At 70.2% G+C, this 22,644-nt stretch carries 24 protein-coding genes and 2 tRNA genes; 19 read left to right on the top strand and 7 right to left on the bottom strand.

The genetic code is table 11. The annotated features are described in order from the left end of the window. Positions 1 to 637 (bottom strand): DUF6597 domain-containing transcriptional factor (locus PV363_RS05105; protein WP_301021810.1); only part of this gene is annotated, 637 nt, incomplete at its 3' end. Between the two features lie 66 nt (positions 638 to 703). On the opposite strand from PV363_RS05105, the gene PV363_RS05100 reads away from it, so the two are divergent. The 7 genes from PV363_RS05100 to PV363_RS05070 all read left to right on the top strand — a co-directional run bounded on the left by PV363_RS05100 (position 704) and on the right by PV363_RS05070 (position 5,792). Further along, positions 704 to 1,141 (top strand): DUF3224 domain-containing protein, encoded by a 438-nt coding sequence (locus PV363_RS05100; RefSeq protein WP_301021809.1) that lies wholly within the window; start codon positions 704 to 706, stop codon positions 1,139 to 1,141. Between the two features lie 29 nt (positions 1,142 to 1,170). Further along, positions 1,171 to 1,620, top strand: coding sequence for a hypothetical protein (locus PV363_RS05095; protein ID WP_220344098.1), 450 nt, complete (start codon positions 1,171 to 1,173; stop codon positions 1,618 to 1,620). A gap of 37 nt (positions 1,621 to 1,657) precedes the next feature. Beyond that, the gene (locus PV363_RS05090) at positions 1,658 to 2,797 is read left to right on the top strand and encodes a glutamate--cysteine ligase (RefSeq protein ID WP_220346516.1); all 1,140 of its coding nucleotides are present in this window, start codon (positions 1,658 to 1,660) and stop codon (positions 2,795 to 2,797) included. A 77-nt stretch (positions 2,798 to 2,874) separates the two neighbouring features. Next, positions 2,875 to 3,480, top strand: coding sequence for a DsbA family protein (locus PV363_RS05085; RefSeq protein ID WP_220344100.1), 606 nt, complete (start codon positions 2,875 to 2,877; stop codon positions 3,478 to 3,480). Positions 3,481 to 3,526: 46 nt separating this feature from the next. After that, positions 3,527 to 4,432 carry an alpha/beta hydrolase gene (locus tag PV363_RS05080; protein ID WP_301021808.1) on the top strand — a complete coding sequence of 302 codons (906 nt, stop codon included), beginning with the start codon at positions 3,527 to 3,529 and terminating at the stop codon, positions 4,430 to 4,432. A 4-nt stretch (positions 4,433 to 4,436) separates the two neighbouring features. Then, positions 4,437 to 4,919, top strand: a complete 483-nt coding sequence (locus PV363_RS05075) for a ribose-5-phosphate isomerase (protein ID WP_220344102.1) — start codon at positions 4,437 to 4,439, stop codon at positions 4,917 to 4,919. Positions 4,920 to 4,922: 3 nt separating this feature from the next. Then, entirely contained in the window at positions 4,923 to 5,792 is an 870-nt protein-coding gene (locus PV363_RS05070) for a zinc finger domain-containing protein (RefSeq protein WP_220344103.1), read from the top strand. A 21-nt stretch (positions 5,793 to 5,813) separates the two neighbouring features. Here the strand turns inward: PV363_RS05070 and PV363_RS05065 are convergent, their stop codons facing one another. Next, complete coding sequence (locus PV363_RS05065; RefSeq protein ID WP_220344104.1) at positions 5,814 to 5,990, bottom strand: hypothetical protein; 177 nt, start codon at positions 5,988 to 5,990, stop codon at positions 5,814 to 5,816. Positions 5,991 to 6,487: 497 nt separating this feature from the next. Next, positions 6,488 to 6,561 (bottom strand) — tRNA-Gly (locus PV363_RS05060). A gap of 181 nt (positions 6,562 to 6,742) precedes the next feature. On the opposite strand from PV363_RS05060, the gene PV363_RS05055 reads away from it, so the two are divergent. The 8 genes from PV363_RS05055 (at position 6,743) to PV363_RS05020 (ending at position 14,059) form a co-directional block, all read left to right on the top strand. Then, positions 6,743 to 6,816: transfer RNA gene (locus tag PV363_RS05055), tRNA-Pro, on the top strand. Between the two features lie 63 nt (positions 6,817 to 6,879). Further along, on the top strand, positions 6,880 to 8,253 hold the full coding sequence (gene tig / locus PV363_RS05050; protein WP_220344105.1) for a trigger factor: 1,374 nt from the start codon (positions 6,880 to 6,882) through the stop codon (positions 8,251 to 8,253). Between the two features lie 123 nt (positions 8,254 to 8,376). Then, positions 8,377 to 9,612, top strand: a complete 1,236-nt coding sequence (locus PV363_RS05045) for a hypothetical protein (protein ID WP_301021807.1) — start codon at positions 8,377 to 8,379, stop codon at positions 9,610 to 9,612. Next, positions 9,609 to 10,082, top strand: a complete 474-nt coding sequence (locus tag PV363_RS05040; protein ID WP_220344107.1) for an SRPBCC family protein — start codon at positions 9,609 to 9,611, stop codon at positions 10,080 to 10,082. Before PV363_RS05045 ends, PV363_RS05040 begins: the two co-directional genes overlap by 4 nt. 143 nt (positions 10,083 to 10,225) lie before the next feature. Next, a complete protein-coding gene (locus tag PV363_RS05035; RefSeq protein WP_220344707.1) occupies positions 10,226 to 10,816 on the top strand; it encodes an ATP-dependent Clp protease proteolytic subunit in 591 nt (196 codons plus the stop codon). Between the two features lie 44 nt (positions 10,817 to 10,860). Further along, entirely contained in the window at positions 10,861 to 11,496 is a 636-nt protein-coding gene (locus PV363_RS05030) for an ATP-dependent Clp protease proteolytic subunit (protein WP_255559416.1), read from the top strand. A 111-nt stretch (positions 11,497 to 11,607) separates the two neighbouring features. After that, positions 11,608 to 12,882, top strand: coding sequence for an ATP-dependent Clp protease ATP-binding subunit ClpX (clpX, locus tag PV363_RS05025; protein ID WP_220344108.1), 1,275 nt, complete (start codon positions 11,608 to 11,610; stop codon positions 12,880 to 12,882). A 37-nt stretch (positions 12,883 to 12,919) separates the two neighbouring features. Then, positions 12,920 to 14,059, top strand: coding sequence for a saccharopine dehydrogenase NADP-binding domain-containing protein (locus PV363_RS05020; RefSeq protein ID WP_301021806.1), 1,140 nt, complete (start codon positions 12,920 to 12,922; stop codon positions 14,057 to 14,059). Positions 14,060 to 14,073: 14 nt separating this feature from the next. Here the strand turns inward: PV363_RS05020 and PV363_RS05015 are convergent, their stop codons facing one another. Genes PV363_RS05015 through PV363_RS05005 form a run of 3 tightly spaced genes read right to left on the bottom strand, consistent with a single transcriptional unit; the run spans position 14,074 to position 19,338 of the window. After that, a complete protein-coding gene (locus tag PV363_RS05015) occupies positions 14,074 to 14,511 on the bottom strand; it encodes a GNAT family N-acetyltransferase (RefSeq protein ID WP_220344110.1) in 438 nt (145 codons plus the stop codon). Between the two features lie 11 nt (positions 14,512 to 14,522). After that, a complete protein-coding gene (gene valS, locus PV363_RS05010) occupies positions 14,523 to 17,144 on the bottom strand; it encodes a valine--tRNA ligase (protein ID WP_220344111.1) in 2,622 nt (873 codons plus the stop codon). 55 nt (positions 17,145 to 17,199) lie between these two features. Continuing rightward, positions 17,200 to 19,338, bottom strand: coding sequence for an MMPL family transporter (locus PV363_RS05005; protein WP_301021805.1), 2,139 nt, complete (start codon positions 19,336 to 19,338; stop codon positions 17,200 to 17,202). 88 nt (positions 19,339 to 19,426) lie between these two features. Between PV363_RS05005 and PV363_RS05000 the strand changes: the two genes are divergently transcribed. From PV363_RS05000 to PV363_RS04985, 4 genes are read left to right on the top strand one after another with little or no spacing between them, the layout of a single operon-like run. Then, on the top strand, positions 19,427 to 20,770 hold the full coding sequence (locus tag PV363_RS05000; RefSeq protein WP_301021804.1) for a folylpolyglutamate synthase/dihydrofolate synthase family protein: 1,344 nt from the start codon (positions 19,427 to 19,429) through the stop codon (positions 20,768 to 20,770). Continuing rightward, positions 20,770 to 21,108, top strand: a complete 339-nt coding sequence (locus PV363_RS04995; protein WP_220344114.1) for a DUF4233 domain-containing protein — start codon at positions 20,770 to 20,772, stop codon at positions 21,106 to 21,108. Before PV363_RS05000 ends, PV363_RS04995 begins: the two co-directional genes overlap by 1 nt. Positions 21,109 to 21,144: 36 nt before the next feature. Beyond that, positions 21,145 to 21,555, top strand: a complete 411-nt coding sequence (gene ndk, locus PV363_RS04990; protein WP_220365919.1) for a nucleoside-diphosphate kinase — start codon at positions 21,145 to 21,147, stop codon at positions 21,553 to 21,555. A 13-nt stretch (positions 21,556 to 21,568) separates the two neighbouring features. Continuing rightward, positions 21,569 to 22,402, top strand: a complete 834-nt coding sequence (locus PV363_RS04985; RefSeq protein ID WP_301021803.1) for a phosphotransferase — start codon at positions 21,569 to 21,571, stop codon at positions 22,400 to 22,402. A 13-nt stretch (positions 22,403 to 22,415) separates the two neighbouring features. Here PV363_RS04985 and PV363_RS04980 read toward each other — a convergent pair. Then, positions 22,416 to 22,644 (bottom strand): hypothetical protein (locus PV363_RS04980; protein ID WP_301021802.1); only part of this gene is annotated, 229 nt, incomplete at its 5' end.

Here is a 22,644-nt window from a genome sequence, read left to right as displayed (position 1 = left end):
GCTGCAGCACCCACTTCGGGCCGATGCCGACGTAGGTCGCGAACTCGCGCTGCAGCGTCCGCAGGCTCACGCCGCCGGCGTCGGCAAGAGCGTCGGCGCGCACGAGGCTCCGGTCGTGCTCGGCGAGCGCGACCAGCTGTCCGATCTCGGCCGCCCGGGGCTCGGACTCGTACCCCACCGCCCGGAGGTAGTCCGTCAGCGCGGCCACCATCGTCTCGTCGGAGGCCTCGGCGTCGAGGATGCGGGCGGCGGGCGGGCGGTCGTCGACACCGAGCACGTCACCGGCGGGGCGTACGGCGTCGGTCAGCGTACCGACGGACGCGCGCAGGTAGCCGTGGAAGCCTCCCGGACGGAAGGACGCGCCGAGCACGTGACCGCGGCCGACCAGGTGGCGGGAGAACGGTCGCCGGGTGACGCCGTGGACCAGCAGGCGGCCCTGCTCGGCAGCCAGGTGGAGCCGCGGCTGCGGCACGACCCGTTGGTCGTACGGCTCGGCGACCTCCCAGCGCACCCGCCACAGGTAGTCGACACCGGGAGTGTCGGCGGAGGGCTCGATCCGGCGGACGGCGATCGGGTCGGCGCGCCCGACGATCGCCTCCGGATAGCCTCGTGGCTCGTCGGACGGTCCAGCGCTCACCGCCTCAGCCTAGGCCTGTCGCGTTCCTTCAAGACCCGCATGAGTCGCGCCCCTAGCGTCGGGGACATGAGCTATGACAAGAAGGCAGAGACCACGTTCACCGTCGCGGCGTGGGAGGAGTCGGTCGTCGAGGACATCGACGGGACCGGCAACGAACGGAACGGGACGTACTACCCCGACCGCGGCATCACCCGGGCGACCGTCCGGTACGCCTACAGCGGTGATCTCGAGGGGGAGGGCGTCGTCCACTACCTGATGACCTACAAGGAGGGGGCAGCACCCGTCGTGGCCCTCGAGCGCTTCACAGGCTCGATCGGGGGCCACGAGGGCACCTGCGTCCTGCTCCACCGCGGGGCGCACGACGAGATGGACGTCAGCGACGCCGTCGAGGTCGTGGAGGGGATGGGCACCGGCGCGCTAGAGACGCTGCGGGGAGAGGCTCGGATCGAGCTCGGGGGGCACAGCGACTCCGGGTACGGGTTCGTCCTCGACTACAGCGTGTGAGTGATCCCGCCGCGCACTAGCGTCGACGCATGACCGTCGACACCGCCACGCGCGACCGCCCTCGTGGCGCGACGGTTCTCCTCTGGCTCGTGGGCGTGGCGTTCGTGGTGTCGGTGATCCACTACGTCGACAACGTCGCCAACTACGACGCCTACCCGCAGCCCGGCCCGGACGAGCTGCCGGCACCGTCCGCGGGACTGATCGGGGCGTCGTGGTTCGTCTTCACCCTCTGCGGCGTCCTCGGTGTGATCGCGTTCTTCCGCCACCGTCGCGCGGCCTGCGTCGTCGGTCTGGTGTCGTACTCCTTCAGCGGTCTCATCGGCATCGGCCACTACACCGTCGAAGGGGCCACCGACATGGTGTGGTGGCGGCAGACCCATGTGGTGGTCGACATCGTCGTGGGGATCTCGCTGCTGGCGTTCGCGGCGTGGGTCGCCGTCGTACGACCCGCGCCGTGGGAGCCGTCACACAGGGGATGACTCCGTTACCCGGCGGCGGCTCGGGCACCATGGAGACATGGTCCTGCCCTTCGCGCAGTCTCGGCGCTCCACCGTCGGCATCGAGTGGGAGCTCGCACTCGTCGACGCGGATACGGGTGACCTCCGTCAGGTGGCCCGGACCGTGCTCGAGGGCCTCGCCGGCCCCGGCGGTGCGCCGCACCCGCACGTCCACCAGGAGCTCCTCCTCAACACCGTCGAGGTCGTCTCCGGTGTGCACCAGCGGATCGGCGACGCCGGGCGCGACCTCCAGCGCAGCATCGAGGAGGTGCGGGCGGTCACCGGGCCGCTGCGCGTCGAGCTGATGTGCGCGGGCACCCATCCGTTCGCGCAGTGGGACCACCAGAAGGTCACCGACAAGGAGCGTTACAACACGCTCATCGACCGTACGCAGTGGTGGGGGCGCCAGATGCTCATCTACGGCGTCCACGTGCACGTCGGCATCGAGGACCGGGCCAAGGTGCTGCCGCTGATGCGGGCGGTGCTCGCCTACTTCGGTCACCTCCAGGCGCTGTCGGCGTCGTCCCCGTTCTGGGGAGGGAAGGACACCGGGTACGCGTCGAACCGCGCGCTGATGTTCCAGCAGCTCCCCACGGCGGGGTTGCCCTTCCGGCTCGAGGAGTGGGAGGACCTCGAGCGCTACACCGACGACATGCTGCACACCGGCGTCATCGACGAGTTCGGCGAGGTGCGGTGGGACATCCGACCCTCCCCGCGGTTCGGCACCCTCGAGGTGCGTATCTGCGATGGCACTCCCACGCTCACCGAGCTGCTCGCGATCGCCGCGCTCACCCAGTGCCTCGTCGAGCACTTCTCCGCGGAGCTCGACGCCGGCCGGGAGCTGCCGGACCTGCCGCAGTGGTTCCTCCAGGAGAACAAGTGGCGCTCCGCGCGCTACGGGATGGACGCCATCCTGATCCTGAACGCGAAGGGTGACGAGGACCTGGTGACCACCGACGTACGCCGGCTCCTGGAGGTGCTCGCGCCCGCCGCCGAGCGGCTGGGCTGCACCGAGGAGCTGGCTGACGTGGAGACGATCCTGCGCGTCGGTGCCTCCTACCAGCGGCAGCGCGAGATCGCGGGCCGTCATGGGGGAGACCTTCAACCGGTGGTGTTCTCGTTGGTCGAGGAAATGTACGCCGGTTGCCCGGTGTTGTGACGTGGTGCAGAGGATCATCCTTCTGCGCCTGTGCCCGAAGCGATCCACGACTCGGGCTCCCCGACCGAGAGGTGAGCATGTCCAAGACCGTCGACATGTGGTTCGATCCGCTGTGCCCGTGGGCCTGGATGACATCGCGCTGGTTGCTGGAGGTCGAGAAGGTCCGTGACGTGGAGGTCCGCTTCCACGTGATGAGTCTGTCGGTCCTCAACGAGGGCAACGACGACCTTCCCGAGCAGTACCGCGACATGCTCGCCCGTGGCTGGGCCGGGGTCCGCGTCCCCGTCGCGGCCGCACACAAGCACGGCGACGACGTCCTGCGCGATCTGTACACCGCGATCGGCACCCGCGTTCACCCCGGCGGCCGCACGCTCGACCGCACCGTGCTCGCCGAGGCGCTCGAGGAGGTCGGGCTCGAGGCCGACCTGATCGAGGCGGCCGACTCCGAGGAGTACGACGAGGCGCTCCGTGCGTCCCACGAGCGCGGCATCACCCTGGTCGGCGAGGATGTCGGCACCCCGGTGGTCGCCATCGACGGCGTCGCCTTCTTCGGCCCGGTCGTCTCGCCGGCTCCCAAGGGCGAGGCTGCCGGCAGGCTGTGGGACGGCTGTCTCCTCGTCGCGGGCACCGACGGGTTCTTCGAGCTCAAGCGGACCCGTACGCGGGAGCCGATCTTCGACTGACCGTCACCACACGGTGGATCGCGTGCCGAGTGGCTAGGGTCGCGACATGCTCTATCCACAGGCACGAACCGAGGTCGCGGATGCCGACGTGGACGCTGGCGCCGGCGTCCGCGACCTCGCGGCCGAACGCCTCGCCGACCGTGAGGCCGCGCTCGCCGAGACCATCCGGATCGACGTCGCCCACGTCGCCGACCTCGACGCGGACGGGGTGCCTGTGCGCCTCTACCGCCCCGAGGAGGACACTCCGGTCCTCCTCTACGTGCACGGCGGCGGCTGGGTCTTCCACGACCTCGACACCCACGACGCGTTCTGCCGCTACCTCGCGAACGCGACCGGGTGGTCGCTGCTGGCGGTCGGCTACCGGCTCGCGCCGGAGCACCCGTATCCCGCTCCGCTCGACGACGTCGCCACGGCACTGACGTGGCTGCGCGCCCACGGTGACGAGCTCGAGGTGGACACGACGCTCGTCGCCGGGATCGGAGACTCCTCCGGCGCGAACCTGATCGCCGGGCTCTGCGTGCGCGACCCCGGTGCGCTGGCGTACCAGGTCCTCGTCTACCCGCCGCTGGACGCGCTCGCCGACACGGAGTCGCGCCGCACAGAGGGCGTCCCGGAGAACGGGTTCGTGGCCGCCGACATCGACTGGTACTGGGACCAGTACGTCCCGTCGGCGCAGGTCAGGGCCGAGCCTGAGGTGTCGCCGCTGCGGGCCGCCGACGTGCGCGGCCTCCCGCCGGCGCTCGTGATCACCGCCGAGCACGACCTGCTGCGGGACGAGGGCGAGGCGTACGCGGCACGGCTCGCCGACGCGGGCGTCTCGACCGTGGCTTGGCGGGCGCTGGGCATGACCCACGGCTTCTGGCGACGCCCCTGGGAGTTCGACGCGTCGCGCTCGGCCGTACGGCTGGTGGCGGGGACGCTGCGCGACCTCGCCGCCTCGCTGAGAGACTGACCGCATGCGCGTTCACATCGGTTGCGACCACGCCGGATTCGAGCTCAAGAACCACCTCGTCGACCATCTGAGCCGACAGGGCCACGACGTGGTGGACCATGGCCCGTCCACGTACGACGCGGAGGACGACTACCCGCCCTTCTGCCTCGCGACGGGGGAGGCCGTGGTCGGCGACCAGGGCAGCCTGGGTGTCGTGATCGGTGGGTCGGGCAACGGTGAGCAGATCGCCGCCAACAAGGTCGACGGGATCCGCGCCGCGCTGGCGTGGTCGCCGGAGACCGCTCGGCTCGCCCGCCAGCACAACAACGCCAACGTCGTTGCCGTCGGCGCGCGGATGCACTCGACGGAGGATGCCGTGGCCCTGGTCGAGACGTTCCTCGCGACGCCGTTCAGCGGCGAGGAGCGTCACGCGCGGCGCGTGTCGCTGCTGACCGCCTACGAGCAGTCACGCGGCACCGACGTCGCGGACCGGCGCGAGGACTTCTGAGGGGTGCCCGAGGGCCACACTCTCCACCGCCTCGCGCTGGACCTCGACGCGACCTTCGCCGGCGACACGACGTGGTCGTCGAGCCCGCAGGGACGCTTCGCCGACGGCGCTGCCCGGATCGGGCAACGTGTGATGGACCGCGCCGAGGCCTACGGCAAGCAGCTCTTCGTCCGGTTCGCCGGGCTGGAGGACGAGGTCCGGGTCCACCTCGGACTCATCGGCGGGCTGACGATCCACGACGGGCTACCCGAGCCTGGGGCGGTCGGTGATGTCTCGGCCCGGCCGGTCGTCGGACAGGTCCGCTGGCGGCTCGAGTCGGTGCGGGCGTGGGCGGACCTGCGAGGTGCCACGGTCTGCACGCTGCTCACGCCGGACGAGAAGGCTGCGTACGTCGCCAGGCTGGGACCCGATCCGCTGCGCGACGACGCCGACCCGTCCGCCGCGTGGCGGCGGATCGCCCGCTCGCGGGTCTCGATCGCCGCGCTCCTGATGGACCAGTCGGTGCTGGCCGGGGTCGGCAACGTCTACCGGGCGGAGGTCTTGTTCCGGCACAACCTCGACCCCTTCATGGAGGGGCGGTTCCTGCGACGAGCAGAGTGGGACGCGGTGTGGGGCGACCTCGTGAAGCTGATGGCGTACGGCGTCGTCCACAACCGCATCGACACGGTCCGGCCCGAGCACGAGCCGGAGGCGATGGGCCGGCCACCGCGCAAGGACGACCACGGCGGCGAGGTCTACGTCTACCGGCGCACCCACCTGCCGTGCCTGGTGTGCGGTACGCCGGTGCGCACCGAGGTGGTGGCGGGCCGAAACCTCTTCTGGTGTCCGCGGTGTCAGCCAAGGAGCCGACGGCGCACCCCCGTCCGCCTCTGATCCGTCACAGCGTGGTGTCGGTCAGCTGACGTCGGGAAGGGCGCGGGCGGCGAGCAGCGCGCTGATCTCCTCGCGCTCACGGCGGACGGCGGCGAGCTCGTTGGCGGACCCCAGCGCGTTGGCGCACGCCACGTCGGTGGACGCGAACCGCGCGAGCCCGGAGGTCGCGACATGCCAGGCGAAGCTGAGCGGTCTCATCGATTCCTCCAGAGGATTGTCGGGACTCGGACGCGGCGCCTGGTCCGCCTACCCTGCCCAGACCGGCCAGGCGCCGCGTGCTGCGTCGTCCTGGTGATGCGTGATCACCGACCGACGCTCGTCACGTTAGACGGCCGAGGATTCCGACCGGTTAGCCCGCGGTGACATCGGGGTTAACAGTGTCAATACGGACATCACGGGCCAAGAGTTTCGTTCAGTGTGAGCGGGATATCCGGTTGAGCCGCAGTCTGACGCGCCCTTCGTGGTCACGGAAGCGGGTGTGGTGAGACGACGTCGCTGTCACCCGACGGCATGAAGGACGACAGAAAACTGTCGTCTGCCGAAACGAGGACGAAGACGCGGGGATCATCAGTCGGGATGCTCATGGCGCTGCTCCTGCGGTCGTTGGGCACGTAGGGCACGGAGTGCCTCAGACGCGCCGCCGGATGACCGTCAGGGGCCGACCGAAAAGTGGCCCTGACCAGCGGTGATGGTCGTGGAGCGGACGACGGGAATCGAACCCGCGTAATCAGTTTGGAAGACTGAGGCTCTACCATTGAGCTACGTCCGCGTGTCGACTTCGGGGCGCTGAGCCGTGCGGCCGACCGCGACCATGATGCCACACCCCTGCCGCACTCTCGCGACCCGGTGGCGCCGATCCTCGCGGGCGTCGCGTGTGCCCGCAGTTCTGGGTGCGAGGTGTTCGTCCACTACAGTGGAGCGGGCGCCCGCACCGCTGGAACGGTGCGTACCGGGATGTAGCGCAGCTTGGTAGCGCATCCGCTTTGGGAGCGGAGGGTCGCAGGTTCAAATCCTGTCATCCCGACAGCCGACGACGTGTCGCCACATCCGGCGACTGTCCTGCACGACGACCAAGGAGAACGTACTCGTGAAGAGTGCCCAGGAGACAGTGAGCCCGACCCGGGTCAAGCTGACCATCGAGGTCCCGTTCGAGGAGCTCAAGCCGAGCCTCGACAAGGCCTACAAGACGATCGGGTCGCAGATCTCGGTCCCCGGCTTCCGTCGGGGCAAGGTCCCCACGAAGGTCGTCGACCAGCGCGTGGGACGGGGCACCATCCTCGACCAGGCGATCAACGACGCCCTTCCGGGGATCTACTCGCAGGCCGTCGCGGAGGCCGAGATCCAGCCCCTCGGACAGCCTGAGGTCGACGTGAGCCGCCTCGAGGACGGCGAGCTCGTCGAGTTCACCGTCGAGGTGGACGTGCGCCCCGAGTTCGAGACGCCCGACCTGAGCGACGTCGAGGTCACCGTGCCCGACGTCTCGGTCGACGACTCCGACGTCGACGAGCAGGTGCAGGCGCTGCGTGAGCGCTTCGCCACGCTGACCGAGGTCGACCGCCCGGCCGCCGACGGCGACTTCGTCACGATCGACCTCTCCGCCAGCAAGGACGGCGAGAAGCTCGACGTCGCGCAGGCCAGCGGGATCGTCTACCAGGTCGGCAAGGACTCGATGCTCGACGGGCTCGACGACGCCGTGACCGGCATGTCCGCCGGCGAGAGCACGACGTTCCAGACCCAGCTCGCCGGTGGCGATCTCAAGGGCGAGGACGTCGACGTCGAGGTCACCGTGACGACCGTCAAGGAGCAGGAGCTTCCCGAGCTCGACGACGACTTCGCGCAGACGGCGTCGGAGTTCGACACCGTCGACGAGCTGCGTGCTGACATCCGCGAGAAGCTCACGCGCGGCAAGCGCATCGAGCAGGCCGCCGATGCCCGCGACGCGGTGCTCGAGGCCGCGCTCGAGAAGCTGGACGTCCCGGTCCCCGACTCGGTCGTCGAGGCCGAGATCGCCAGCCGTCGCCAGCAGATCGAGCAGCAGCTCGCCTACGCCGGCATGACGATGGACGCCTACCTCGAGTCCGAGGAGCAGACCGCCGACGAGTTCGAGGCCGATCTCGACAAGCGCGTCCGCGACTCGCTCGTTGCACAGTTCCTCCTCGACCAGGTCGCCGCCGACTCCGAGATCGGCATCGAGCAGGACGAGCTCACCGAGCACATGCTGCGTCGCGCCCAGCAGTCGGGCGAGGACCCGCAGTCGTTCATGCAGCACATGGTCGAGCACAACCACATCCCCGAGCTCGTCGCCGAGGTCGTGCGCGGCAAGGCGCTCGCGGCGGTCGTCGAGAACGCCACCGTCAAGGACGAGTCGGGCAACGTCATCGACCTCGCCAAGCTCCGCGGCGACGGCAGCTTCGCCGACGACGAGGACTCAGCCGCGGCCGAGGACTCCGACGAGAGCTGACGTCGGTCCCGGACCGTACGACGGCCCCTTCCCGCGCTGCGGGGAGGGGCCGTCGCCGTGTTCGGGCTGACCGTCCAGGGGCGGGGTAGCGGCGAGCGGTCGGATACCGCGAGTATGTGAGGCGTGACGTCCACCGCTCCCCGCACCGCGCACACCGCCGCGGTCGCCTTCGGCTACGCCGACGACGTGGTGGTCCGGTGCGTCCGCGAGGTCCACGACGCCGTCGCGCGCCGCGTGTTCGGCAGGTGGTGGGGCGGTCACGTCCCCAAGGTGGCCCACGACGCCGTGGCCTCGGTGGCCTACGCGGGTGTCTCCGGCGGGCTCCGTGGGGCCAGCCGCGGGCTGCGGCGCCTCGCCGACCGAGGAGTCGGCCGGTCGGTCGAGAGCACGCCGCGCACGCGGCTGCTGCGCTCTGCCGTCAACGCCCTCGTCGGTGACCGGCTCGCCGACGGGAAGGACCCGTACGCGCTGCCGATGGTGCTCCGCAGCGATGGCGCCGACGTCGTGCCGGATGGGGCCGGCTTCGCCCGTGCCTACCCGGCCGCCACCGGCGAGGTCGCCGTGCTGGTCCACGGGCTCGGGGAGAACGACGACTCCTGGGACTTCCGGGCGCAGCGGCACGGACGGACGTACGACGACGCCCTGCACGAGCAGACGGCCGCGACCCCCGTCCGCCTGCGTTACAACACCGGCCGCCACGTCTCCGACAACGGCGCCGAGCTGTCTGACCTGCTCGCCGACCTCGTCGCCGCGTGGCCGGTTCCGGTCACCCGGCTCCATCTCGTGGGGCACTCGATGGGTGGTCTCGTGGTCCGGTCCGCGACGGCCCACGGGGTCGCGGGCAGAGCAGCGTGGACCGAGATCGTCGCCACGGTCGTCTGCCTCGGCACACCGCACCTCGGCGCCGCGATGGAACGCGCCGCGCACGCGGGCTCGCGGGTCCTGAGCGCCGTCCCCGAGAGCCTCCCGTTCGCCACCGTCCTCGGCGCCCGGTCGGCCGGGATCGTTGACCTCCGCCACGGCTACGTCACCCGCGACGAGTGGCACGGGCAGGACCTCACCGCCCGTTGGGGCGACGGCCGGCTCGCCGTGGCACCGTTGCCGCACGCGACCTACCACTTTGTCGCCGCGGCGGCCGACCTGATCGTCAGCGGTCGCTCGGCAGCCGGAGCAGGGCGCGGCGGCGCCGTCGTGGTGGCTCACGCGTCGGCCTCCCGCGTCCCCGGCGGCCACCTCGGCCTTCTCAACCATCCCCGCATCGCCGAGCGGCTCGTCGGGTGGGTCAACGGCCGCCCTCCCGCGCTCGTCACCGGCTCAGACCACCCGCACTCCACCCCCACCCAGGAAGGACGACCATGAACGTCGCCCCCGACCCGTACCTCCTCGAGGTCAGCACCGACGTCGACGCGCCGCCCCGCGCCGTGTGGGAGGTCGTCTCCGACCTCCGGCGGATGCCGGAGTGGAGCCCGCAGACCCGGCGGATGATCGTGCGCGGGCGGATCGGCAAGGGCACCCGCACGCTCAACATCAATAAGTACGGGTGGAGGGTGTGGCCCACCACCTCCACCGTCGTGAGGTACGACCCGCAGCGGGCGATCGCGTTCTCGGTGCCGGTCAACGGCACGGTGTGGTCCTACCACCTCGAGGACCTCGGCGAGGGCCGCACCCGTCTCGTCGAGCGCCGTGAGGCGCCGCAGGGCACGACGCCGGTCTCGCGCGCACTGATCAAGCGGTTCCTCGGCGGGGACGCCGCCTACGGCTCCCAGCTCGAGCGTGACATGGAAGCGACGCTGGATCGGATCAAGGCTGCGGTCGAGCGTCGTCCGTGAATGCCTCACCTCCGTCCCGCGACCACGTCCAGGGTCGCGGCGGGTCGGGTTGTGCGCCCGTAGCGAAATCGGCCGGGTTCCCCTCGGGTTCGTCTCCCGGCCCCGCTAGGGTCGAGGGCGTGAACACAGAGATGACACCGCGCATGGCTGGCGAGGTCGGCCCGAACGATCTCGACGGCCACATCTACCAGCGCCTCCTCAAGGAGCGCATCATCTTCCTCGGGTCGGAGGTGCGCGACCAGAACGCCAACGCGATCTGCGCGCAGATGCTGCTGCTCAACGCGGAGGATCCCAAGACCGACATCCGGCTCTACATCAACTCGCCCGGCGGCTCCGTCGACTCCGGCATGGCGATCTACGACACCATGCAGTTCATCTCCAACGACGTCGTGACCGTGGGCATGGGGCTCGCCGCCTCGATGGGGCAGTTCCTCCTCGCCGCCGGCGCTCCAGGCAAGCGCTATGCGCTCCCGCACGCGCGGATCATGATGCACCAGCCGTCCGGCGGTCTCGGCGGCTCTGCCTCCGACATCCGCATCCAGGCCGAGCAGAGCCTGCTCCTCAAGCTGCAGCTCAACCAGCTCCAGGCCACCCACACGGGCCAGACGCTCGAGACCATCGAGCGCGACTCCGATCGCGACCGGTGGTTCACCGCCGAGCAGGCGAAGGACTACGGGTTCATCGACCACGTGATCGCCCGCGTGAACGACGTGACACGGGGTGAGGCGTCGTGACCGCCTCCGTCCTCCCGATCAGCGGCCCGACCCCAGGAGCCGGCATGACCATGCCCCACCAGCAGTTCGCCCCCTCGATGAACTACTACATCCCTCAGTGGGAGGAGCGGACGTCGTACGGCTTCCGCCGCATCGATCCCTACGCCAAGCTGTTCGAGGACCGCATCATCTTCCTCGGCACGCCGATCTCCGACGACGTCGCCAACGCGGTGATGGCACAGCTGCTGTGCCTGCAGTCGATGGACCCCGATCGCGACATCTCGCTCTACATCAACTCGCCCGGCGGCTCGTTCACGGCGCTCACGGCCATCTACGACACGATGCGCTACCTCAAGCCCGACGTGCAGACGGTGTGCCTCGGGCAGGCGGCCTCCGCCGCGGCTGTCCTGCTGGCGGCCGGCACCCCGGGCAAGCGCCTCGCACTGCCCAACAGCCGGATCCTGATCCACCAGCCCTACACCGAGGGCACCTACGGTCAGAGCTCCGACCTGGAGATCACCGCCAACGAGATCCTGCGCATGCGCGACCTGCTGGAGACGATGATCTCCGAGGCCTCGGGCAAGCCGAAGGACGAGGTCAGCCGCGACGTCGAGCGCGACAAGATCCTCACCGCCGACCAGGCCGTCGAGTACGGCCTCGTCGACCAGATCCTGGAGACGCTCAAGACTCCGGCGGTCTGACAGAACTGACACGCCCGACGCCGGGTCGGCCACACGTCGGCCCGGCACAGGGTACGGTCGAAGAAGCAGCGGCGGGGGACACAGCCCCGCACGACGAAGGGTGAGGAAGCGGTGGCACGCATCGACGGCGGTGACCTGCTCAAGTGCTCGTTCTGCGGCAAGAGTCAGAAGCAGGTCAAGAAGTTGATCGCCGGGCCGGGCGTCTACATCTGCGACGAGTGCATCGAGCTGTGCAACGAGATCATCGAGGACGAGCTGCAGGAGACGTCCGAGGTCTCGCTCGACGAGCTCCCGAAGCCCCGCGAGATCTACGAGTTCCTCAACCAGTACGTCATCGGCCAGGACCCGGCCAAGAAGTCGCTCGCGGTGGCGGTCTACAACCACTACAAGCGGGTGCAGGCCGGCGCCGCCGCCGGCCGTCACAAGGAGGACGTGGTCGAGCTGGCCAAGTCCAACATCCTGCTCGTGGGTCCCACCGGCTGCGGCAAGACCTATCTCGCGCAGACGCTCGCCCGGATGCTCAACGTCCCGTTCGCGATCGCCGACGCGACCGCGCTCACCGAGGCGGGCTACGTGGGTGAGGACGTCGAGAACATCCTCCTCAAGCTGATCCAGGCCGCTGACTACGACGTCAAGAAGGCCGAGACCGGCATCATCTACATCGACGAGGTCGACAAGATCGCCCGCAAGAGCGAGAACCCGTCGATCACGCGTGACGTGTCCGGCGAGGGCGTGCAGCAGGCGCTGCTCAAGATCCTGGAGGGGACGACGGCCTCCGTGCCGCCCCAGGGCGGGCGCAAGCACCCGCACCAGGAGTTCATCCAGATCGACACCACCAACATCCTCTTCATCGTGGGCGGCGCGTTCGCCGGCATCGAGCAGATCATCGAGAGCCGCAACGGCAAGATGTCGCTCGGCTTCAACCCCAACCGCGAGGAGGCGGCCGCCGAGCGCGTCACCGGGCAGTCGTTCAACCAGCTGATGCCCGAAGACCTGCTCAAGTTCGGTCTGATCCCCGAGTTCATCGGGCGTCTGCCGGTCATCGCGACGGTCGAGAACCTCGACAAGGAAGCCCTCGTCGAGATCCTCACCCAGCCCAAGAACGCGCTGACCAAGCAGTACGCCAAGCTCTTCGAGATCGACCACGTCGAGCTGGAGTTCACCGAGGACGCCATCGACGCGATGGCCGACCTCGCGCTGCTGCGCGGCACCGGTGCCCGAGGACTGCGCGCGATCATCGAAGAGGTCCTGCTCAACGTCATGTACGACGTCCCGAGCCGTGACGACGTCGCCAAGGTCGTCGTCACCAAGGAGACGGTCCTCGACAACGTCAACCCGACGCTCGTGCCGCACCGCGACGAAGAGCGTCGCGACAAGGCTTCCTGAGTCGGACCGCCCGCGTCGGTGAGCCTAGACTCGCCGCGTGACATACGACTTCGCCTTGCTCGGTGCCACCGGGTTCACCGGCGGCCTCACTGCCGACTACCTCGCCGCGCACGCGCCAGACGGTGCCTCGTGGGCGATCGCGGGACGCAGCCGTGCCAAGCTCGACGCCGTCGCTGGTCGCATCGCCGCGACCGGTCGGGCGACACCTGACGTCGTCGTCGCCGACGTGACCGATCCGCGCTCGCTCCGCGCGCTGGCGGAGTCCACCGCCGTCCTGGCGTCCACGGTCGGCCCGTACGCCCTCCACGGCGGGCCTGTCGTCGCAGCCTGCGCGGAGGCCGGCACCACCTACTGCGACCTCACCGGCGAGCCCGACTTCGTCGACCGCATGTGGCTGGAGCACCACGACACCGCCGTACGCACGGGCGCGCGTCTCGTGCACTCCTGCGGCTTCGACTCGGTGCCGCACGACATCGGCGTGCTCTACACGGTGAGGCAGCTCCCGACGGGCGTGCCGATCACGATCCGGGGGTACGTCCGGGCCTCGGGCGAGATCTCGGGTGGGACCTACCAGTCCGCACTCGGCGGGTTCGCCGCGGTCCGTACGAGCCGGTCGACGGCGCAGGAACGCCGCCGGCGCGAGCCACGTCCCGAGGGTAGGAGGGTGCACTCTCTGTCGGAGCGGCCCGGGCGTGGAGCGTCGGGCAGAGGGTGGGCGCTCCCGCTGCCGACCATCGACCCGCAGGTCGTCTTGAGGTCCGCTCGAGCCCTGCCCGCGTACGGACCTGACTTCTCCTACGGGCACTATGCGCAGTTCCGTCATCTGCCGACGGCGGTCGCCACGACGCTCGGGCTGGGTGCGCTCGCTGTCGGCGTGCAGGTCCCGCCCGTCCGCAAGGCGCTGCTGGGGATGAAGGGGTCGGGGGAGGGGCCCAGCGAGGCACGACGTGCGCGCTCGTGGTTCCGGGTCCGGTTCGAGGCGCAGGCGGGTGACACCCGTCTGATCACCGAGGCTGCCGGCGGCGACCCCGGATACACCGAGACCGCGCGCATGCTCGGCGAGACGATGCTGGCGCTGTCGTACGACGACCTGCCGGAGACGGCCGGCCAGGTCACGACGGCGGTGGCGGCCGGGGACGCGCTGCTGGCGCGCCTGCCGTACTTCCACACGATCTGACACGTCGCGCCCCGTCAGAGCGTGAGCTTGAACCCGACGTGGCTCGCCGTGAACCCGAGCCGCTCGTAGAAGCGGTGTGCACCCTCACGTGAGGCGTCCGACGTGAGCTGCACGAGGTGGCAGCCCGCAGCACGGGCCTCGTCGACGGCCCACTGGATCATCGTCGACCCGAGCCCGTCACCGCGCAGGTCCCGCCGAACGCGTACGGCCTCGATCTGGGCTCGCGTCGCTCCACGCCGCCCCAGCCCGCGCAGGAAGCTGAGCTGGAGCGTGCCCACCACCTCTCCGCCGCGCTCTGCGACCACGATGCGCTGGCTCGGGTCGCCCGTGAGCGCGGTGAGCGCCTCGTAGTAGGGCCTGAGGTCGTCAGGCGACTCACGGGTCGCGCCGAGCGGGTCGTCGGCGAGCATGGCCACGATCTGCGGGACGTCGTCGGGGACGGCGTCGCGCATCGCCGGGTCGTTCACTCGCTCGGCTTCGCCGCGCTCTCGGCGGGCTTCTTCGGCTCCGGGTCCGCGAGCTCGGCCTCGACCGCGATCTCGTCACCTTGCTGCGAGGTGTCGACGACGAACTCGACGTCGCCGGTGACGTTGCCGGCGGCACGCAGGTCGGGAAGGGCCCGCTTCACGATCTCGAGGCGCTGCTCGGCGCCGCGCACGACCAGTCCGGTCACAGCGGTGCGCTGACTGACCTTCGCCGTGGACTTCGCGCCGCGGATGCCGGCGAGGACCTGACCGGCCGCCACCAGCAGCGCAGGATCGTGGGGAGTGGTCGTGATCTCGATGTCGGCCACGGGCCACTCAGCACGGTGGATCGAGCCCTCCTGCCACCACGACCAGACCTCTTCGGTGACGTAGGGCAGGAACGGTGCGAGCAGGCGCAGCTGGACCGACAGGGCGATCGCGAAGGCACAGCGTGCCGAGTCCGCGCCCGCGCCCTCGCCACGGGCGCGGTCCTTCACGAGCTCCAGGTAGTCGTCGCAGAAGTCCCAGAAGAACCGCTCCGTCACCTCGAGCGCCGTCGTGTAGTCGTAGGCCTCGAACGCCTCCGTGGCCTCGATGGCGACCTGGCGGAGCCGGCGCAGCATCGAGAGGTCGAGGAGCTCGGTCACCCGGTGCGGCTCGAGGAAGGAGGCGTCGACCCCCAGGCCGTACGCCTCGGGCGCGGCGAGCACGAACTTGGACGCGTTGAGCACCTTCATCGCGAGGCGGCGCCCGACCTTCATCTGGGCCTCGTCGAACGGCGAGTCGGCACCGGGTCGTGCGCCCGCGGCGCGCCAACGCACCGCGTCGGCCCCGAACTTCTCGAGGATGTCGGTCGGGACGACCACGTTGCCCTTGGACTTGGACATCTTCTTGCGGTCGGGATCGACCACGAAGCCTGAGATCAGCGCGTGCGACCACGGCGCGGTGTGGTTCTCGAGGTGGGCACGCACCACGCTGGAGAACAGCCAGGTGCGGATGATGTCGTGCGCCTGGGGCCGGAGGTCCATCGGGAACGTCCGCTCGAACAGGTCCTGGTCGCGCTCCCAGCCGCAGGCGATCTGCGGGGTGAGCGACGACGTGGCCCAGGTGTCGAAGATGTCCGGGTCGCCGACGAACCCGCCCGGCTTGCCGCGCTGGTACTCCTCGAAGCCTCTCGGTGCCTGTGCCTGCGGGTCGACCGGTAGGTCGGCCTCGGTCGGCACGATCGGGTTCTCGTAGTCGGGCTCACCCTCGTTGTCGAGGGCGTACCAGACGGGAATGGGCACCCCGAAGAAGCGCTGCCTGCTGAGCAGCCAGTCACCGTTGAGACCGTCGATCCAGTTGGTGTAGCGCGTCTGCATGTAGGCCGGGGACCACGAGATGTCGTGGCCACGCGCCACGAGCTGACCGCGCAGCTCCGGCTCCCGACCGCCGTTGGCGAGGTACCACTGGCGCGTCGAGACGATCTCCAGGGGCTTGTCGCCCTTCTCGTAGAAGTTCGCCATGCGGGTCGTCGGCTTGGGCTCGCCGTCGAGGTCACCGGACTCGCGCAGCGCGGCGACGAGCGCCTCGCGCGCGGAGAAGACGGTCTTGCCGGCCAGCTGTTCGTACGCCCGGCGTCCGTCGTGCGACGAGATCCAGCCCGGGACCTCCCGGAGGATGCGGCCGTCGCGACCGACGACCGTCCGCGTCGGCAGGTCGTACTCGCGCCACCACTGGACGTCGGTCAGGTCGCCGAAGGTGCAGCAGTGGACGATGCCTGAGCCCTTCTCAGGATCGGCGGCGGCATCCGCGATGATCGGCAGCTCCACGCCGAAGATCGGCGAGGTCGCCGTCGTGCCGAACAGGTGCTGGTAGCGCTCGTCGTCGGGGTGGGCGATCAGCGCGACCGCCGACGGGGTCAGCTCGGGCCGGGTCGTCTCGACGTGGACCTTCGAGCCGTCGGGGAGCGTGTAACCGACCCGGTAGTAGTGCCCCGGGTAGTCGCGGGCCTCGAGCTCGGCCTGCGCCACCGCCGTCTGGAAGGTGACGTCCCACAGGGTCGGGGCGTCGGAGGTGTAGGCCTCCCCGCGTGCGAGGTTGCGGAGGAAGGCCCGCTGCGACGCGGTCCGCGAGGTGTCACCGATCGTCGTGTAGGTCTGCTCCCAGTCGACCGACAGGCCGACGGTGCGCCAGACGTCCTCGAACGCCTTCTCGTCGATCTCGACGAGCTCCTCGCAGAGCTTGATGAAGTTTTCTCTGCTCACCGGGATCTGGCGCTTCGGGTCGGGCTTCTCGGGCGGCGTGAAGTCCTCGTCGTACGGCAGCGAGGGGTCGCAGCGGACACCGAAGTAGTTCTGGACGCGGCGCTCGGTGGGCAGACCGTTGTCGTCCCAACCCATCGGGTAGAAGACCTCCATGCCACGCATGCGCTGGAAGCGGGCGATGAGATCGGCGTGCGTGTAGGAGAAGACGTGGCCGACGTGCAGCGACCCGGAGACGGTCGGCGGCGGTGTGTCGATCGCGTATACCTGGTCCCGCGTCTTGGAGCGGTCGAACGCGTAGGTGCCACGCTCTTGCCACAGCGCGGACCACTTCTGCTCGAGCCCTTCCAGGGCAGGCTTCTCCGGCACGTTGCTCATGACGCCAGTCTAGGAGTGCGGCGATCCTCGACCGTGACCCGGCTGCAACCTCCCGTCACGGGGTCCGTGGTCCACCCTCGCCTCCGACCGCGACCGGATCTGCGTGCGGACCGAGCGCGTCATCGCCGGCGACGTCCTCTTGGCGCGCGAGAGCGCTCGGCCACCACATGTGGCGCCCCACGTCGAGGTTGAGAGCGGTCACCAGCACCGACCGTACGACGAGGGTGTCGAGCAGCACGCCGAACGCGACCGTGAAGCCCATCTGCGCGAAGAACACCAGCGGGAGCGTCGCCAGCACCGAGAACGTGCCGGCGAGCACCAGACCCGCCGAGGTGATCACGGCGCCGGTCGCGGCGAGCCCGATGAGGGCACCCCTGCGTGTGCCGACCCGGTGCGCCTCCTCGCGCACCCGGGTCATCAAGAAGATGTTGTAGTCGATCCCGAGCGCGACGAGGAAGACGAACACGAACAGCGGGAAGGCCGTGTCGGTCCCCGCGAACCCGAACACGTGACGGAAGACCAGCGCGCTGATGCCGAGGGCCGCCCCGAAGGACAGCACCACCGTGGCGAGCAGGATGACGGGCGCGACCAGGGCGCGCAGCAGTGCCATCAGGATGAGCACGACCACCACGAGGATCGCCGGGATGATCACCCGGTTGTCGCGGGCCGAGGCGTTCTGGATGTCGAGGGTGACAGCGGTGGTGCCACCGACCAGCGCGTCGGGGTCGGCGGCGTCGAGGTCGTCACGGAGGTTCTCGATCGCGTCGTAGGCGGCGTCGCTGTCGGGCTCGGACTCCAGGGTGCCCTCCATGTAGGCCAGGTCGCCCTTGACCGTCGGCTCGGTCACGCTCTGGTCGGCGATCCCGTCGTCGGCCTGGAACGCCGCGCGGACGTCATCGACTGTCTCGGGGCTCGAGACCACGACGACCGGCGCGCCGGCACCGCCAGGGAAGTGGTCGGAGAGGACCTTCTCGCCCGCGACGGAGTCGGGCGTGCCGAGGAACGCCTCCTCGGTGCTGAGACCGGTCGCGTTGAGCTGAATGATGCCGATGCTCGCGACCGCCAGCAAGAGCGAGGTTCCGACCCAGATCCGCCGGGGGCGCCGGGCGATGCGGCGACCGGCGCCGGCCCACACGCCGTGCGCGCTCGGGTCGACGTCGCCGAAGTGCGGGATGCGCGGCCAGAAGATCCATCGCCCCAGGACCACCAGCAGCGCGGGCAGCATCGTGAGCATCACCGCAAGACCGCACACGATGCCGATCGCGGCGACCGGACCGAGGCCGCGGGTCGACGTCATCTGGGCGAGCAGCAGGCACAGCATGCCGATCGCGACGGTCGCGCCACTGGCGACGATCGCGGGTCCCGCGCGGTGCAGAGCGCTCGCCATCGCCTCACGACGGCTCTCGTGCCGTCGCAGCTCCTCGCGGTAGCGGGCGACCAGCAGGAGGGCGTAGTCGGTGCCGGCGCCGAAGACCAGGACCGTCAGGATGCTCGCGCTCTGACCGTCGACGGTGAGGTCCGCGTACTTGGCCAGCAGGACGATGACCGCCTGGGCGACGACGAGAGCGACGGCGGCCGAGACGACCGGCAGGAGCCACAGGACCGGGCTGCGGTAGGTGAGCAGCAGCAGGATGGTCACCACGCCGCCGGCCGCGAGCAGCAGGGTGCTGTCGATGCCCTCGAAGACCGCGGCGGAGTCCGCGGCCTGCCCCGCAGGGCCGGTCACGTACGTCTCGAGCCCGTCATCACCGTCGCCCGCGGTGGCCTGCAGCTCGTCGACGACCTCGGCTGCTTTGTTCCAGCCGTCCTCGCCCAGGTTGAGCGGGACGATGATCTCGAGGGCCTCGCCGTCCTCGGACGGGATCGGACCGACGACCTTCCCGTCGATGTCGTCGCGCTGGGCGAACGTCGCCGCGTCCTCCTGTGCGGCAGCCGTGTCGGCCGGTTGCAGGCCGCCTTCGCGCTCGTACACCACCACCGCCGGGATGAGGTTGGGGGAGGAGAAGCTCTTGGCAGCGTCGAGCGCCTTCGTCGACTCCGCGCTGGTGGGCAGCCAGTTCTCGGCCTCGTTCTCCTGAACGTCGGTCAGCTGGCCGGCCGTCGAGCCGAGCAGACCGACGACCACGACCCAGAAGACGATCGCAAGTACAGGTGTGAAGCGGTGGTTGATCCATCCGGCGATCGATCGGTGCATGGTGTTCCCCCTGAAAAGCAGCTGTTCGACCCTACGACCGGCCGGGCGTCAGGAAGTCATCGTTTGCATCCCTGGGATACTGGACGCGATGACGAACCCCACGTACGCCGACGTCGAGCAGGCCCTGCTGGCGCGCTGGCCCGAAACCAGGCTCGAGCCGTCGCTGGAGCGCATCCGCGCCCTGTGCCGTCTGATGGGCGACCCCCAGACGGCGTACCCGGTGATCCAGCTCACCGGCACGAACGGCAAGACCTCGACCGGCCGCATGATCGACGCACTCCTGCGCGAGCTGGGAGTGCGCACCGGCCGGTTCACGAGCCCGCACCTGGTCTCGATGACCGAACGCATCAGCATCGACGGCCAGCCGCTGAGCGAGGAGCTCTTCGTCGAGGCTTATGCCGACGTCGCCGCGTACGCCCAGGTGGTCGACGACAGCCAGCCGGTCCCGCTGTCGTACTTCGAGCTCATGGTCGGGATCGCCTACCAGGCCTTCGCCGACGCCCCGGTCGACGTGGCCGTCGTCGAGGTCGGCATGGGCGGCACCTGGGACGCCACCAACGTCGTGGACGCCGCGGTCGCGGTCATCACTCCCATCGACGTCGACCACGCCAGCTACCTCGGTGACACGCCTGGCGACATCGCCGTCGAGAAGTCCGGGATCATCAAGCCCGGCGCCCAGGTCGTGGTGGCCCGCCAGCCCGAGGATGCCGCCGCCGAGATCGCGGCGCGGGCCACCGAGGTCGGAGCGACGCTGCACCGTGAGGGCGTGGAGTTCGGCGTGATCGACCGGACGCCCGCCCTCGGTGGTCAGCTCCTGACGCTCAAGGGCATCGGGGCGACCTACCCGGAGGTCTTCCTGCCGCTGTTCGGGAGCCACCAGGCCGACAACGCCGCGTACGCCCTGGCTGCCGTCGAGGCGTTCACCGGGTCCAAGGAGCTGGACGGCACGATCGTGCGCGACGCCTTCGCCGCGGTGACCTCGCCGGGCCGGCTCGAGGTCGTACGGCGCAGCCCGACCGTCGTCCTCGACGCGGCCCACAACCCGGCCGGTGCACGTGCGACCGCGGAGGCGGTCCAGGAGGCGTTCTCCTTCACACCTCTGATCGGGGTGGTCGGCGTGATGGCCGACAAGGAGGTCGACGAGATCCTGCAGGCGCTCGAGCCGGTGATGGCCGAGATCGTCTGCACCCAGAACGCGACCGACCGGGCGATGCCCGCCGACGAGCTCGCCGACGTCGCCGAGGGCATCTTCGGCTCGGATCGGGTCCACGTCGCACGACGGCTCCCGGACGCGATCGAGAAGGCCGTCGCGCTGGCCGAGAGCGAGCGCTACGGCGAGGGCGTCGGCAGCGGGGGTGTCCTCGTCACCGGCTCGGTGGTGACCGTGGGAGAGGCGCGAGTGCTGCTTGCCCCGAGAGAGACGGTGGACTGATGCGCGGCATGTGTGCCGGAGTGCTGTTCTTCGAGGCGATCGTCCTCGCACTGGCGACGCCGGTGATGATCCAGGTCGAGGGCGTGTCCACAGGCGTGGCGCTCGCCTGGGGCCTGGGGTTGGCTGCCCTGGCGCTGGTGACAGCCGGTCTGCTGCGTTTCCCGTGGGCGTACGCACTGGGGTGGCTCGTCCAGGTGGGCGCGGTGGCGATGGGCTTCCTGCTCCCGATCGCGTTCTTCGTCGGCGGCGTGTTCGCGGCGATCTGGGCCACGGCGTGGGTGCTCGGCCGCCGCATCGAGCGCGACCGGGCCGCCAACCCCGAGTTCTACGCCCGCTGAGAAGCCGCTCCACCCCGGCTCGCTAGGCTTCGGTCCATGTCCGAACGCACTCTGGTCCTGCTCAAACCCGACGCCGTCGGCCGCGGTCTCGTCGGTGAGATCCTCGGCCGCTACGAGTCCAAGGGGCTCCGCATCGCCGCGATGTGGTTCGGCATGATCGACGGCGCGAAGGCGGACGCCCACTACGCCGAGCACGTCGAGCGCGACTTCTATCCGCCGCTGCGCGCGTTCGTCACGTCCGGCCCGATGGCGGCACTGGTCCTCGAGGGCGACGCGGCGATCGACGTCGTGCGCGTGCTCAACGGTGCGACCGACGGCCGGGTCGCGGCGCCGGGCACCATCCGCGGCGACCTGTCGCTGTCCAACCGCGAGAACCTCGTCCACGGCTCGGACTCCACCGCGTCGGCGGAGCGGGAGATCGCCCTGTGGTTCCCCGAGCTGGTCTGACCGCGCGGGCCGCGTGAGATATCGCGAGCCCAACCCTTCGCTCCCCGAGGTCCCCCTCCTCGGCGGTGACGTCACCGAGGGCCTGGTGCGCGTCGGCGACACCGTACGCCGACCCACCGGTCCGCAGACGCCGCTCGTGATCGATGTCTTGACGCACCTCGAGCGGGTCGGTTTCGACGGTGCCCCGCGCCACCTCGGGATCGACGAGGCCGGCCGGCAGGTGGTCTCGTACGTCCCGGGGGAGGTCGCCTCACGCCCGCGACCGGGCTGGATCGCCGACGAGACACGGATCGTGAGCGTCGCGCGGCTGCTTCGCCGCTACGACGACGCCGTCGAGACCCTCGGCGTCCCGGCCGCGGCAACCGGCCTGCCGACTGCCGACCCAGCCGGCACCCCGGCGCGCGTCGCCGGGACACCCGAGCTGATCGGCCACCTCGACGTGACGCCGGACAACGTCGTCTTCGACCACGGCGAGGCCCGTGCTCTCATCGACTTCGACTTCGTTCGTCCGGCCACCCGGACGGAGGAGGTGCAGAACCTCCTGCTCTGGTGGGCTCCCCTCGTCCCTGTGCAGGACCGACCTCGCCCCCTCGCCGACGTGGACGTCTTCGCGCGGGCCCGCCTGCTGGTCGACGCGTACGGGCTCGCCGCGGCCGACCGCGCACGGCTGGTCGACGTCGTCGAGAACGCCGCGGCGCGGGCATGGTTCCGCATGCGGCACAACGCCGAGACGCTCGGTGGCGGCTGGGCGCGGATGTGGGACGAGGGTGTCGGCGAGGCGATCCGACGTCGCCAGGTCTGGCTGGCCGAGCACCGCGACGCCCTGCACCGGGCGGTGGCCGGCTGAGGTCTCGCGCCACCTAGCGCGAGGCGGACTGCTCCGTCCGCACGAGCCGGAGCTCGCCGGTGACGCTTGCGCGCAGCGCGGACAACAGTCCGTCGGACCGCTGGGCGGACTCCAGCCGCCGTCGGTGGGCGGCGTGCTCGGACGCCGTGGCGAACCGTGCAACGCGGACGTAGACGTCGACGTCCTCGCGCACCGGCAGCGCCGGGAACGCGTTGACGACGTCGGCGGTGGCGTACGCCGCG

Source organism: Mumia sp., assembly GCF_028803055.1.
Taxonomy (GTDB): domain Bacteria; phylum Actinomycetota; class Actinomycetes; order Propionibacteriales; family Nocardioidaceae; genus Mumia.
The sequence above is the reverse complement of the archived record's forward strand: the minus strand, read 5'-3'. Positions and strand labels throughout refer to the sequence as shown.